This window comes from Mangrovimonas sp. TPBH4 (genome assembly GCF_001280505.1).
Classification (GTDB): domain Bacteria; phylum Bacteroidota; class Bacteroidia; order Flavobacteriales; family Flavobacteriaceae; genus Mangrovimonas_A.
Genome location: NZ_LBIO01000037.1, coordinates 341,118 through 355,535 on the forward strand (window position 1 = coordinate 341,118; position 14,418 = coordinate 355,535).

Here is a 14,418-nt window from a genome sequence, read left to right on the forward strand (position 1 = left end):
ATGAAGGTTAAACTTAAAAAGTTTACAGAATTTAGTAAAAGTATCTTGCCCAATGAAGCCAAATATTTGGCTTCGTTAAGTCATCAAATTCAAGATGACGAAAAAATGCAAATCCTTACCCGAATTATCGATAATGCTGTTTTAGAAACAGGTTTTGTAGACTTTGATGTTGCTATTGACAAGCGAAAGTATACCTATATAAAAAATTGGGTAGACAAAAAGCTGGAGGCTATAGATGTCGATAAAAACATTGTGTGGTTGCTTCGGTTGCGCCAATTGATTCTTACCGATGCCATAAGTTATGAGGATGAAAAAGAGTTCCTGCATTTCCTGCATCATTACAAGCATATCGATTATTACTTTCAGAATTTATTTGAGTTGGTAAAGGAGTATCAGTCCTACCTTCTTATAAGGATGCGATACCGAGACCATAAAATAGTAGCCGATTTTCTTCAGGCCTACAGGGAGCATTATGAAAGGGCTATTCAAATCCATGAGAAACTTTATAATGCTACCGAGGAAATCACCAGTCAATACACCTTAAATAATAAAGAAACCAAATATTGGGAAGATTGGTTGTTGGAAGTGTTTAGGTCTAACACCGTTGATGGGAAAAATAGGTATCAGGCTTTTGTATTGCTCACTTTTATGTACACCAATTATAATGAAAAGCTGAAACTGAGATCTCTGTTTGATGAAATTGATGTGTTTTTTAGTCAGGGTGAAATGTATTCCCGTCGTTTACTTTCCAATTACTACGCCAATAGGGTGCTGATGCATTCTAAGGACAATGAGCTTCAGAAGGCTGAATATTATGGGTTTTTATCAATCCGTCAGTATAACGACGATACCCTAATGTATCTCAATAACCTTGTCGCTATTACGTTGAGGAATAAGAAAACTCAACTTGCTTTTTCTTTGCTAGAAGAGTACAAGCCATTGTTTGATACAACTCATAACAACCACCAGAAAAACAGTTATGTGTCCTATAAAGTTAGGGTGTTGACAGATCTCCATAAATACCATGATGCCGAAACTTTGGCTAGACTGTTTTTAAAACATAATAAAACGGAAGTGTTCAACCATAGATGGCATCATTTCTTCACGTCCTATATTAATGTGTTGGTCATTCAGGAAAAGTATGCAGAGGTTTTAAAACTTACCAAGAAGTTCAATTTGAAGGAACGGGAAATTGAACGCAAACGGAAGAGCAATTATGTGCCTAATATTTCGTGGAGTATTTCCTTGTCTCGTTATATGGAGGGAGAGATTAATTCCAGTAAGTTATTGGAGGAAATTAAGGAGCCAATTCAAGGAATTGAAGCGACCGATAACCAAAAATTGTTGATGACCCAAGTTATCGATAAGCTGTCAAATAACCTTCCTGAAGCTTTTTTATACCTAAAGTCACACATGCAATTGTAGTTGGTTTATTTAAGGTAAATTAACTGTTTTTGTGCTTTCGGGAAATTTTGAGGTTTAAAAGTCGCAGCAAAATGCTAAAAATCCAGATAGGCCATTAAATTATTTTCATGATAGATTGCGGTAATCTAATTAACTATTTATGAAAACAATGAAGAAATTTTTTGCGCTTATCACTTTGTTACTTTCTTTTTATGCTTCCGCTCAAGATTCTGGAAGTATTAAAGGATTGACTCTCGATGAGAACAATGTGCCGGTTTCTGGTGCAACGGTTCTTATTGAAAGTTTGAACAAAGGAGTGGTTTCTGGCTTTGATGGAGCATACATTATAGAAAATGTTCCAGCGGGCACTTACAATGTTGTATTCTCTTATTTGGGATACGAAACAATTACCAAATCAGTCTCGGTAGAGGCGGGACAAACGGTTGAGGTGAATGTGGTTTTAGCGGAGTCTACAAGTATGCTTTCGCAAGTGGTGGTGACGGCCAACAAAAAACCTCAAAAAATGACAGATGTGCCGGCGACGGTTAACGTGATAACTTCCAAAGACATTAAGGAACATGTAGGTTTTAATGTTGGAGAATTGGCTGCTCGTGAAAAAGGGGTTGATTTTGTAAGAACTGGGGTTTTGGGAACAGGAATCAACATTAGAGGATTCAACTCAGCCTTTAATTCTAAAAACCTTCAGGTGACGGATGATAGATTATCCACCTTGATTGCTACTGGTTTACCATTAGGAACATTCGCTACGGTAACTACAGATGATATCGAGCAAGTTGAAATTTTGTTGGGACCTAACGGAACCCTTTACGGGCCTAATGCCCACAATGGTTTGATTAGTACAAGAACTAAAAATCCGTTTACTTCAGAAGGGACAACTTTGGCCTTGGGAGGTGGAAACCAAAATGTATTCACAGCCCGTGCTCGCCATGCGCAAGTGGTTAGTGATAAGTTTGCTTTCAAGTTCCATTTTGAAAGATCTCAAGGAGAGGATTTTGAATATGTGGATAGTGTGTATGTGGGAACAACTGCTTACAAGGAATTGGAATTGGATAGAGATTTCGATACTCAGAAATATGGGGCAGGTTTATATTTCAGACCTACGTCTAGTTCAGAGCTTATTGGGTATTATGGTCACAGTAACAACAATAATTTAGCGGTTACAAACGCTGGAAGAAACCAAATTAAGGATTGGAGCATTGACGTGGCTCAGTTAAAATATATTTCCAAGCATTTCTTTGCCAACGTAAACTATACTTGGAGTAATACTGACGATACGTATGCTATTAACCAAAGAACACAAAACTATGTGTCCTTCATAAATAATGGATTTTCTGAAGAAGAGGCTTTGGCAAGATCGTATACGGAGCAATGGTTTCCAACAGGGCCGGATACTGGTATTGTATTGCCGAGAGGTGCTGTGTTTAAGGATGCTTCCCAACGTTTCAATTCGGAATTGCAGTACAACAATAGCTGGGGGAATTTTGATTTAACGGTTGGTGCGCAGTACCAATTGGATATGGCCGATTCTAAAGGGACATACCTTTTGGATGAAGGAGGAATTGATATTGGACAGACAGGTTTTTATGCGCAAACGGAGTACAGTTTGCCTGATTCTGGATGGGGATTTCTTCTTGGAGCTAGATTGGATAAGCATGATTTATATGGTTCCAATTTTATACCAAAGGCTGCTATTACTAAAGCGCTTGGAGAAGGACAGCTTAGGGTGACTTATGGAAAAGGAATTGCTGTGCCGTCTATTTTGAACTTAAAAGGAAACCTTTTTGGAGGTTTGGTATTGGGTAACGGAGAAGGGTTTACCTTGTCTGATGGAAACAAAGTATCTCCTTTGGATGTGGAGTCTATCAACACTTATGAAATTGGGTACAAAGGAAAAATTGCCAATAAATTGTTTATCGATGCCAATGCCTATTATAACCAATCAGAAAATTTCATCAGTCCACTTAGAATGATTACGGATGCAGCCAATGGTGTTGTGGTAACGCATGTGGGTGATAAGCCAATCGATGAAGTGGTGCCTGGATCTAATGGTGCGGTAGTTTTAACCTATCAAAACTTTGGTAAGGTGGATACTTATGGATTTGATGTTGGCTTGAATTATTACTTCTCAGATGCGTTTAGAGCAACGCTTAATTATTCTTACTTCGGAAGGGATTTGGATAAAAACGATCCTGCCAACGATGGTAACTTGGATGGACAAGTTTTGGAATCTGAATTGCCTGTGAACACACCGGCAAACAAGTTGGCTCTAGGATTGCATTATTCTAAAAACAAATTCTATGGATCCATTTTTGGAAGGTGGGTGCAGGATTACGATTTCTTCTCAGGAATTTATACGGCAGCAGAAACCCAAGATTTGAATGGGGATGGTGTGGATGATGTTATTGAGAATGCCAGAAATGGAAGGTCTTGGAACTATGGTCCTCTAGGTGGATTTACAGTAGATGCCAATGTAGGGTATTACATCACTGATGAGTTATCTGTTGCTGCTAGTGTAACCAACTTGTTCAATGCTGAGGTTCGTGAGTTCGTGGCCTCTCCTGTAATAGAGACTTTGTTCTCTGTGGAGTTGAAATATCAAGTGAATTTCTTCAAGAAAAAATCGGCTACTAACTAATCCACTGCAAATGCCTTTTTTGAGAGTAAATAATATCGACCTAAGCTATAAGGTGTCGGGAGAAGGTGAAGTGCTTTTGTTACTCCATGGTTTAGGTTCAACAAAACAAGACTGGGATGCACAAGTCCCAGTCTTTTCAAAGGAATTTAAAGTGATCACGGTTGATCTTAGAGGACATGGGGAAACTTCGAAACCAAAAGAAGGTTATGGGGTGGAGTTCATGACCGAGGATATTAGGCAATTCCTGGAGCAACTAAATATTGAGAAGCTTACAATTGTTGGGTTTTCCATGGGAGGGGCGGTAGCCTTTCAGTTCGCATACCAGTATCCCAAAATGGTGGACAAATTGGTGATTGTAAATAGTGGTCCAGATTTTAATGCCATGGGGGAAATAGGCGATCAAATGGTTGCTGAACGAACCAAATCCTTAAATGAATTTGGGATTGGTCCTTTAGCGGAACAAATTGCTTTCAATATGTTTCCTGAAGAAGGTCAGGAAGACATGCGAAAGGCCTTTGAAAAGCGTTGCAAACAAAACGATTTGAATGCCTATTACCAGTCTTTTGTAACCTTGATGAAATGGGGATTGGGAGATAGAATCCACAAAATTAAAGCTAAGACTTTGGTGATGGCTTCAGATATGGATTATACGCCTGTTGATTTTAAAAAGGCCTTTGTCAAAGAGCTTCCAAATGCGGAATTGGTTGTGATCAAAGATTCAAGACATGGGGTGGTTATGGATCAAGCGGGGGCATTTAATTATGAACTTTATAAATTTTTGAAACATGGATAAAGTGGCGTTGGTAACTGGAAGTACCAGTGGTATCGGGCTTGGGATTGCGAGACAATTTGCAGCCAATGGATATCATATAATGTTTCATGGTTTAGAAGCTAATGGAGCAGAGATTGCTAAAGGAGTTGCTGAGGAATTTAATGTGAAGACTTCCTTTTCCAATGCAAATTTATTGGAAGCGGATGAGGTGAAACAATTGGTTCGGGATGCTGTGGCGTATTTCGGGACTATTCATGTGTTGGTGAACAATGCAGGGATTCAATTTGTGTCGCCCATAGAAGAATTTCCTGATCAAAAATATTTGAATATTATAGCTATTAATCTTAATGCTGCTTTTTTTGCCAGCAAGGAAGCTTGGGGGTATATGAAGGCGCAGAAATTTGGAAGAATCATTAATGTGTCTTCTGTGCATGGTCTCAGGGCGTCTGAATTTAAAGTGGCCTATGTGGCTTCCAAGCATGGCGTGATTGGGATGACCAAAGTGTTGGCATTGGAAGGCGCCGGATGTAATATTACGGTGAATGCCATTTGTCCTGGGTATGTGAAAACGCCTTTGGTTGAAGGTCAAATAGAAGATCAAGCCAAAGCTCATAATATGACCCCGGACGAGGTAGTGACCAAAGTCATGCTAAAAAAGCAAGCGGTAAAAGATTTTGTTCCGGTAGAGGCCATTGCGGATATGGCTTTATTGTTGGCAAAAGAATCTTCAAAAACCATTACCGGCTCGTCCTTTACTTTGGATGGTGGCTGGACGGCACAGTAAATGAATAATTTTGTTTGAGTTGATTTTTGTGAATTAGGGCCTGAATATTAGTTCAGGCTCTTTTTTTTGGTCACAATTCTTTAGAACTCAAAATTGAAGCCTTTTTCTGTGAGTTTTTTGTAGATGGCATGGTCAAAACGGTATAGTTTGGCAGCTCTATGCGACACGTCTTGCTGTTTTTCGTCCAAAGCTTCCAGGAGTTTCATCCTTAAGACTTTTCTTCTAAAATTCGATTTGTCCATTTCAATCCCTAAAATTTGCTCGTAAAGTTGCATGAGTTGTAGAAGGGTGAATTTTTCAGGCAATAGGTTGAATCCAATGGGGGCTTGCTTGACTCTGTTTCGTAACTGTTTAAGGCTGAAATTGATGATTTTGTTGTGGTCGTAAATCAGTTCAGGGATATCAGCGACATCATACCACTTAGCATCCGAAGCTGTAAAACCAGCCGTAATGTTGTAATCTTCAATTTTAATAAGGGCATAATAGCCTATGGTGATAACGCGTCCCAACGGGAAACGGTCGGGGTCACCAAAAGCTTTTAGCTGTTCAAGGTAGATGTTGTCTAGGCCAGTCAGCTCTCTAAGCAATCTATGGGCTGCGTTGTCAATGCTTTCTTCTTCCTTGATCCATCCACCGGGAAGGGCCCACTTTCCTTTGCTGATACCTTCGGCGTGCTCTACTAATAATACTTTCAGGCTCCCTTTGTCGAAACCGAAAATAACGCAATCGATTGTAATAGCATTCATGACAGAACGTTCGATTACTTTTCCAGACTCTTCGTCTATAAATTTCTTAACCATTGGCATGATAGAGTAAATGTTGTAATTATAACATTGTTGGTCATGGATGGGTAAAAGTCCTTAAGACCATCAAATGGCAAAATAAGATATTTTAGGATTAATCAAAAGGTTGGTGAACAAGAAAAACTGTTGGACCTCTTATTGATTTGACTTCAAAGATATTACGAAATGCGCATTTATTTAAATTTTTTTTAAGAAAACTGAAAATTAAACATTAATTTTTTGTTAAATTGAACAATCTTCAGTATACTTGTAGTCAAATTAACCATAAGAATTAGTTCGGAGGCATAATTGTTGAAATGAGGGAGTTACGATGTGTGTTGGGCAAATAATAATGGTCTTTTGAACTATTTGAAACTAAATTATATCTATCCATGTACTTTTTAGGAATAGATTTAGGAAGTTCTTCAATAAAAATGTCCGTATTCGATGGGGACAAAGGAACTGTATTGAAGACAATTTCTGTACCTGATTTCGAAACCGAAATCGTTGCGCCGCGTTTAGGGTGGGCTGAACAAGATCCCAATCTTTGGTGGGGGTATATCAAAGGCGGAATTTCACAATTTAAAGATAGGTATTCCATAGATGTTAAGCGAATCGTAGCAATCGGTGTAGCTTATCAAATGCATGGTTTGGTGCTTACGGATAAGGAATTGAATCCGGTACGACCTTCTATTATTTGGTGTGATGGTCGAGCTGCTGAGATTGGACGACAATATTATGAATCCATAGGGGTGGACTTTTGTCAGGAACAAATTTTGGGGTCGCCGGGAAACTTTACGGCCTCTAAGCTTAAGTGGGTGCAGCAGCATGAACCGGAAGTGTTTGCTAAAGCCTCTTATATGATGCTGCCAGGAGATTTTATTGCGGCTAAATTTACTGGGGTGCCGCAAATAAGTACTTCAGGTTTGTCTGAAGGTGCCTTATGGAACTTTAAAGAGAATAGGCTGGCCACTGAGATTTTGGATGGAATGGGCTTGCCAGTAGATAGAATTCCGGAAATCGTGCCAACTTTTGGTGAGCATGCAACTATTGATGCAGCCGTGGCCGCCGATTTAGGATTGGATCCTAAGGTGAAAATTACCTATAGGTCGGGCGATCAGCCAAACAATGCCATGTCCTTGAATGTGCTGAATCCTGGTGAAATTGCAACTACAGCGGGAACGTCGGCTGTGATGTATGCAGTTACTGATCAAAACCATATTGATCAACAGAACAGGGTGAATACCTTTTTGCACGTCAATAACACGGAGCTTGAAAAGCGCAACGGTGTGCTGCTGTGTATAAATGGTTCCGGTATTTTATATCAGTGGTTAAGGAAGATCATGTCTCTGGGAAATGATGAATTGGTTTCCTATGACCTTTTAAATAATGCTGCCGCCAAGGCCGAAGTAGGGAGTAAGGGCTTGAAGTTCTATCCTTTTGGTAATGGCGTAGAGCGCATCTTTGATAATAAGGAGGTAAACTCCGGAATTGAGAATTTAAACTTCAATATCCATAATTCCAATTATTTGGTTAGAGCGGCCTGTGAAGGTATTGTGTTCGCCATGAATTATGGGTTTGATGTCATGAAATCCATTGGGGTTTCTGGAAACATCGTAAGGGCTTCCAAAGGGAATTTATTCTTAAGTCCTGTATTTAGGGAAATTTTTGTGAACACCACCAAAACCTCATTAGAGCTTTATAACAACTCCGGGTCTGAAGGCGCTGCAAGAGGTGCAGCCTATGGCTTTGGGTTTTATAATTCTTTATCGGAGGCTTTTGGTAATCTTGAATGTATTGAGCGGTTGGAACCTAATAAGGAACTGACAGCCCAGTATCAAGACATATATTTTAACTGGAAAGAACAAATTAAACTTCAAGAAATTTAATTATGAGTACAAATAGCCATAAGGCTTATTTTAAAGGTATCGATACTATTAAGTATGAAGGAAGAGAGAGTGATAATCCTCTTGCCTATAAATGGTATGACGAGAATAGAATTGTAGATGGTAAACCTTTAAAGGAACATTTACGATTTGCAATGGCGTATTGGCATACGCTGTGTGATAAAGGAAATGATCCTTTTGGTAAGGAAACCTCTGTTTTTGCTTGGGATAAAAGTGAAGATGCAGTGCAGAGAGCAAAAGATAAAATGGATGCCGGTTTTGAATTTATGTCCAAAATGGGAATTCCATTTTATTGTTTTCATGATGTGGACCTTGTAGATGAGGCGCCAACATTAGCTGAATTTGAAAACAGAGTTCAACAAATGGTAGAATACGCGAAGCAAAAACAAGCAGATACCGGAATTGAATTGCTTTGGGGAACTGCCAACTTGTTTGGAAATCCAAGGTATATGAACGGAGCTTCTACGAATCCTAATTTTGATGTGTTGGCCTATGCGGGCGCTCAGGTTAAAATCGCTATGGATGCTACCATTGCCTTAGGAGGACAAAACTATGTGTTTTGGGGTGGTCGCGAAGGATATATGAGCTTGCTAAATACCGATATGAAGCGTGAGCAAGAGCACATGGCGCGTTTTTTAACCATGTGTAGAGATTATGGACGCAGCCAAGGTTTTAAAGGGAATTTCCTAATCGAACCTAAACCAATGGAGCCATCAAAACACCAGTATGATTATGATGCTGCAACCTGTGTTGGGTTTATGAGACATTACGGTCTTGACAAAGATTTTAAATTGAATTTGGAGGTGAACCACGCCACCTTGGCAGGGCATAGCTTTGAGCATGAATTACAAGTGGCGGTAGATGCCGGTTTATTGGGAAGTATCGATGCTAACCGCGGGGATTACCAAAACGGATGGGATACGGATCAGTTCCCAATTGATATTTATGAGACTACTCAAGCCATGCTTGTGATTCTTGAAGGAGGCGGAATTCAAGGAGGAGGAATCAACTTTGATGCCAAGGTAAGAAGAAACTCAACAGATCTAGAAGATAGATTCATAGCACACATTTCTGGTATGGATGTATTTGCCAGAGGGTTGATTTGTGCCGATCATGTTCTTAAAAATACAAACTATAAAAAATTAAGAGCGGAGCGTTACCAATCATTCGATTCTGGAAACGGTGCTAAGTTCGAAAAAGGACAGCTTAGTTTGGAAGACCTTAGCAAAATAGGTAGAGCCAATGGCGAGCCACAGCAAATAAGTGGAAAGCAAGAGCTGTTTGAACAAATCATAGCAAACGCATACTAATTAACATTTAAATAAATCAATTAAACTAACCTTTTTCATTATGAGAAGTAAATTTTATGACTCTTCTGGAGTGTTGGCCATTTTGGTGGCAATTTTACTTTGTGCGTTCAGTACACAATCTATGTTCGCGCAAAGTGAAATCACCGTGTCCGGAACAGTAACAGATGTTGCCGATGGAATGCCAGTTCCCGGTGCCTCTATTATTGTGAAGGGCAACGAGACAAAAGGAACCTCCACAGATTTTGATGGGAACTATTCTCTTGCAGTATCGCCAAATGCTGTTTTAATAGCCAGTTATGTAGGATACAAGACACAAGAGGTCAGTGTTCAAAACAGAACCACACTTAACATTCAATTAGAAACCAATGTTGAAGAATTGAGTGAAGTTGTAGTGGTTGGTTACGGTGTTCAAAAGAAAGAATTGACCACAGGAGCCAATCTTCAAGTTGATGGGGAAGCCCTTCAAAAGCAAAGTACCACCAATGCGCTTCAAGCTATGCAGGGGCAAGCGGCTGGGGTACAGATTACCTCTACTTCAGGGCAGCCTGGAGAATCTATGAATGTTGCAATTCGTGGATTGGGGTCAACAGGTAGTAATGGGCCTTTATATGTTGTAGATGGTGTGCAAACGGGAGATATTTCGTATCTTAATAATGCAGATATTGAAAGTATCTCTATCCTTAAGGATGTTGCCTCTTCTGCCATTTATGGTTCGCAATCGGCGAATGGTGTTGTATTAGTAACTACCAAAAAAGGTAAGGCCGGTAAAGCGCAAATTACCTTCGATCAATTTTATGGTGTACAAACATTAGCAAAAAAGATAGACATGCTTAATGCTACAGAGTATATGACCATGATTAATGAAGCTAGAATCAATTCTGGTATGACTAGACAGTTTTCTGATGAAGATATTGCCAATGCAGGTAATGGTACAGATTGGATGGACGAAATGTTCGAAACCGCTCCAACAGAAAATTATACTTTAGGAGTTAAAGGCGGGTCTGAAACTTCAACCTATTCTTCTTCTTTATCTTATTTGAACCAAGCGGGTATTGTGGGGGGAGCTGACTATTCTTACTACGAGCGTTACAATTTCAGATTCAACTCAGAACATAAATTGTATGGAGACAGAATCAAGTTTGGTGAAAATTTCAGTTTCGCTTGGATTAATAATAATGGTATCGGTGTTGGAAATCAATACAATAACTCTTTAAGAGGTGCTTTTCAAACCAACCCATTGTTTCCAATGTATGACGCCAATGGAGAGTATTTTAACTCTACGGGCTATAGCGAACCTTGGTTACAAGGGGTATCTAACCCTTATGCACAAATGGCATATTCTAATCAAAATGAAAATGATACACAAAAGTTATTGGGAAATGTGTACTTCGATTTTGAACTTTTGAAAAATTTAAATTTTAGAACCAATTTGGGGATAGATTATTTTGCAAGTCAAGGACACAATTTTACTCCAATTTATGAATTATCTATTTATGCTTTTAGCAACCTTAGAAAGGTTACTCAAAATATGAGTAAAGGCAAAAGCTTGATTTGGACTAATTTATTGACTTATGAATTCGATTTAGGAGAAAATCATCATTTTACTACAATGTTGGGTGCAGAGGCCTATAAATATGACGGACACTCAATGTATGGCGAGAATACTGATTTGATTTATGATGACCTTAATCACGCATGGTTAAGTAATGCTACCAACACGGATGGAGCACAAATTGCGCTTTCTGGAGGACCTGATCCTATTGCTAAAAGAATGTCATATTTCGGTAGATTGAACTATAACTATAAAGGTAAGTACTTGTTGAATGCCACTTTTAGAGCTGATGGATCTTCACAATTTGCGACTGGACACCGTTGGGGATATTTCCCATCTGTATCTGCCGGTTGGATTATTACGAAAGAAGATTTTATGGGTGATGGAGATTCTTTCATGAACTACTTCAAGTTGAGAGGTAGTTGGGGACAAGGTGGTAACCAAAATATTGGTAATTTCCAATTCTTAGGTTTGGTTAGAACTTTCAATACTAACTATATTTTTGGGGATCAAGAAGGGGTCTTGACTCCTGGAGCCTACCCATACAGATTAGGAAATGAGTATTTACAATGGGAAGCAGCAGAAGAGTTGGATTTTGGATTTGATGCCAGATTCTTGGATTCTAAATTAACCTTTGCTTTCGACTGGTATCGCAAAACTCAAAAGGATTGGTTAGTGGTACCTCCGTCACTGGGTAGTTGGGGTGCAGAGCCTCCTTATGAAAATGGAGGTAATGTGGTTAATACAGGAGTTGAATTCGTGGTGGGATATAATAATCACGTAAATGAGGATTTTAGCTATAACTTTAGTTTCAACGGAGCTTACAACAAAAACGAAGTTGGAGACATTCCAACAGAAGATGGTATCATTCACGGAGCTAGTGGTCAATTATGGGATAATTCACAGGAGTTTTATAGAGCAGAAGAAGGATATCCTCTTGGGTATTTCTGGGGATATGAAACTGGAGGGGTGTTCCAGACGGAAGACGAAATTAACAACTATGTTAATTCAGATGGGAGCTTATTGCAGCCAGATGCACAACCAGGAGATTTAATTTATGTAGATACCAATCGTGACGGTGTTATTGATGGAGATGACAGAACAGAATTAGGAGATCCCAATCCAGATTTCACTTATGGATTCTCCTTAGGATTTAACTACAGGGCATTTGATTTTTCTTTACAAGCCAATGGTGTGGCTGGAAACCAAATTGTACAGTCTTATAGAAACACAGCTGCTAACCAAAACTGGACGGGTGCTATTTTAGATCGTTGGCACGGGCCGGGATCTTCAAATACGCTTCCTAGGTTAACTGTAGATAACAAAAACTACAGTACGTTTTCAGATATCTTTGTTCATGATGGGGATTTCTTAAGAATCAGTACGGCGACACTTGGCTACGATATTGCTAGAGGAGCTAAGAAGAAAGATTTCTTTGCTGAACAATTCCGTTTGTACTTCTCTGTATTGAATTTGTACACCTTTACAAATTATGACGGTATGGATCCAGAGGTAGGGTTTGGTATTTCCGATAGTGGTTATAACTTTTCGAGAGGAGTGGATGTAGGATATTATCCTAGACCTAGAACTTATATGTTAGGGTTAAACGTTAAATTTTAAAAATTGAACCATGAAAAGAATTAATAAATATATTGTCGCTTTGGGAATGCTTGCTATGTTCAGCTGTGGCGACGACTTTTTGGATACGGAACCCATTACTGATGCTACGGATGAGAGTTTTTACCAAATTCCTGAGCATGCCTATTCGGCTTTGATTGGATGTTATGACGGTTTACAGGTAGTAACAGGAGCCTCAGGAAGAACTTTCTATACCGCTTCGGAAGTAATGTCAGATGACTGTTTCAGTGGCTTGGGGTATACTGATAATCCAGATTATCAGGCTATTGACGAGTTTGATATGAGTGTAGCTCCTGGGTATCAAGATTTATACAATGATACTTGGAATAAGTATTACCAAGGAGTATATCGTTGTAATGTGTTGTTGCAGAGAATTGACCAAATAGATTGGTCTGGACAAGAAACATTACGAGACCGTTATATTGGTGAAGCTCGTTTCCTAAGAGCATATCTATATTTTGATATGGTGCGACTTTGGGGAAACATTCCATTGTTGACAGAACCTTCAACAGAAAATATTCCACAGGCCGATCCTGCAGATGTATATACTGTGATTGCAGAAGATTTATTGTATGCAGCTGAAAATATTCCAAATGAAGCTTATAATGCAGTGCCTAATGGGCGTGTAACACGTTGGGCAGCTAAGGCCATGTTAGGACGCGTGTATCTATATTATACAGGATACTATGGGGCTTCAGATTTGGTTGGTTTGGTATCTCAAGCTGATGCTTTGGCACATATGGAAGATGTGATTGCTTCCAGTGGTCATACCTTAGTGTCTGATTTTGCGAATTTATGGCCAGCTGCTTCAACTAATGAAGATGGGTCTACTTATGCTGGTGAAGCTAATGAGGAAGTTGTATTCTCTGTAAAGTATACTTATACTAGTGATTACAATGGCAATACAGATGGAAACCACTGGATGGTATTGTTCGGTATGCGTGAATTCATGAGCTTCCCTTACGGAAATGGTTGGGGAATCACTGCAACCCAAAAATTGTACGACCTGTATAGCGATAGTGATTCCAGACGTTTTGCAACCGTTATTGCTATAGAAGAGGAGGGCGTTCCTTTTGACAATTTTGAAGGGCAGAGAGAGTATACAGGATATTACAACAAAAAGTATACACCAATGTCTGAATATAACGATGCGGGTGAATTGGTAAGTTCTGCCATCGCTGCTGGTAACGAAAGTTTCCAAATTGGACAGTTCCAAGATTACTTTGCTATTAGATATTCAGATGTGTTATTAATGGCTGCTGAACTTGGTAGTGGAAGTGCGCAAAGTTACTTCGACCAAGTAAGACAACGTGCTTACGGTAATAATTTTACACCATTGGCCTTTAATGCTGAAAACCTTTTAAAGGAAAGACACAAGGAGTTTGCATTGGAAGGGATTAGATATTGGGATTTAATGCGTCAAGGTGTTGGGGCTGCAGCTGCAGAACTTGAAGAAAGTACAACCGTCCTAACTGGTAACATTGAGGAGCCAAAAACTATTTCTGGAGCCAATTTCCAAACGACTCAAGGCTTGTCTCAAATTCCAAATACGCAAATTACATTATCGGGTGGTGTTCTTCAGCAGAATACTGGTTGGTAATTAACTAATTAAT

General features: G+C 39.3%; 9 protein-coding genes. 8 read left to right on the forward strand and 1 reads right to left on the reverse strand.

From position 1 onward, the window contains the following. The 4 genes from ZA05_RS02990 (at nt 1) to ZA05_RS03005 (ending at nt 5,616) form a co-directional block, all read left to right on the forward strand. Nucleotides 1-1,425 carry a hypothetical protein gene (locus ZA05_RS02990; RefSeq protein WP_053990132.1) on the forward strand — a complete coding sequence of 475 codons (1,425 nt, stop codon included), beginning with the start codon at nt 1-3 and terminating at the stop codon, nt 1,423-1,425. A 148-nt stretch (nt 1,426-1,573) separates the two neighbouring features. Beyond that, nucleotides 1,574-4,060, forward strand: coding sequence for a TonB-dependent receptor (locus tag ZA05_RS02995; protein ID WP_053990246.1), 2,487 nt, complete (start codon nt 1,574-1,576; stop codon nt 4,058-4,060). A 10-nt stretch (nt 4,061-4,070) separates the two neighbouring features. Continuing rightward, nucleotides 4,071-4,853 (forward strand): alpha/beta fold hydrolase, encoded by a 783-nt coding sequence (locus ZA05_RS03000; RefSeq protein ID WP_053990131.1) that lies wholly within the window; start codon nt 4,071-4,073, stop codon nt 4,851-4,853. After that, nucleotides 4,846-5,616 (forward strand): 3-hydroxybutyrate dehydrogenase, encoded by a 771-nt coding sequence (locus ZA05_RS03005; RefSeq protein WP_053990130.1) that lies wholly within the window; start codon nt 4,846-4,848, stop codon nt 5,614-5,616. Before ZA05_RS03000 ends, ZA05_RS03005 begins: the two co-directional genes overlap by 8 nt. Nucleotides 5,617-5,696: 80 nt before the next feature. On the opposite strand, the gene ZA05_RS03010 is transcribed toward ZA05_RS03005, so the two are convergent. Beyond that, the gene (locus tag ZA05_RS03010; protein ID WP_053990245.1) at nt 5,697-6,416 is read right to left on the reverse strand and encodes an NUDIX domain-containing protein; all 720 of its coding nucleotides are present in this window, start codon (nt 6,414-6,416) and stop codon (nt 5,697-5,699) included. Nucleotides 6,417-6,790: 374 nt separating this feature from the next. Here ZA05_RS03010 and ZA05_RS03015 point away from each other — a divergent pair, with 374 nt between their 5' ends. The 4 genes from ZA05_RS03015 to ZA05_RS03030 are packed head-to-tail and all read left to right on the forward strand — an operon-like array spanning nt 6,791 to nt 14,405. Beyond that, nucleotides 6,791-8,287, forward strand: a complete 1,497-nt coding sequence (locus tag ZA05_RS03015; protein ID WP_053990129.1) for an FGGY-family carbohydrate kinase — start codon at nt 6,791-6,793, stop codon at nt 8,285-8,287. Nucleotides 8,288-8,289: 2 nt separating this feature from the next. Then, nucleotides 8,290-9,615, forward strand: a complete 1,326-nt coding sequence (gene xylA / locus ZA05_RS03020; RefSeq protein WP_053990128.1) for a xylose isomerase — start codon at nt 8,290-8,292, stop codon at nt 9,613-9,615. 40 nt (nt 9,616-9,655) lie between these two features. Continuing rightward, nucleotides 9,656-12,787, forward strand: a complete 3,132-nt coding sequence (locus ZA05_RS03025; protein WP_053990127.1) for a TonB-dependent receptor — start codon at nt 9,656-9,658, stop codon at nt 12,785-12,787. 10 nt (nt 12,788-12,797) lie between these two features. Further along, a complete protein-coding gene (locus ZA05_RS03030; protein WP_053990126.1) occupies nt 12,798-14,405 on the forward strand; it encodes a RagB/SusD family nutrient uptake outer membrane protein in 1,608 nt (535 codons plus the stop codon). Nucleotides 14,406-14,418: the final 13 nt, after the last annotated feature.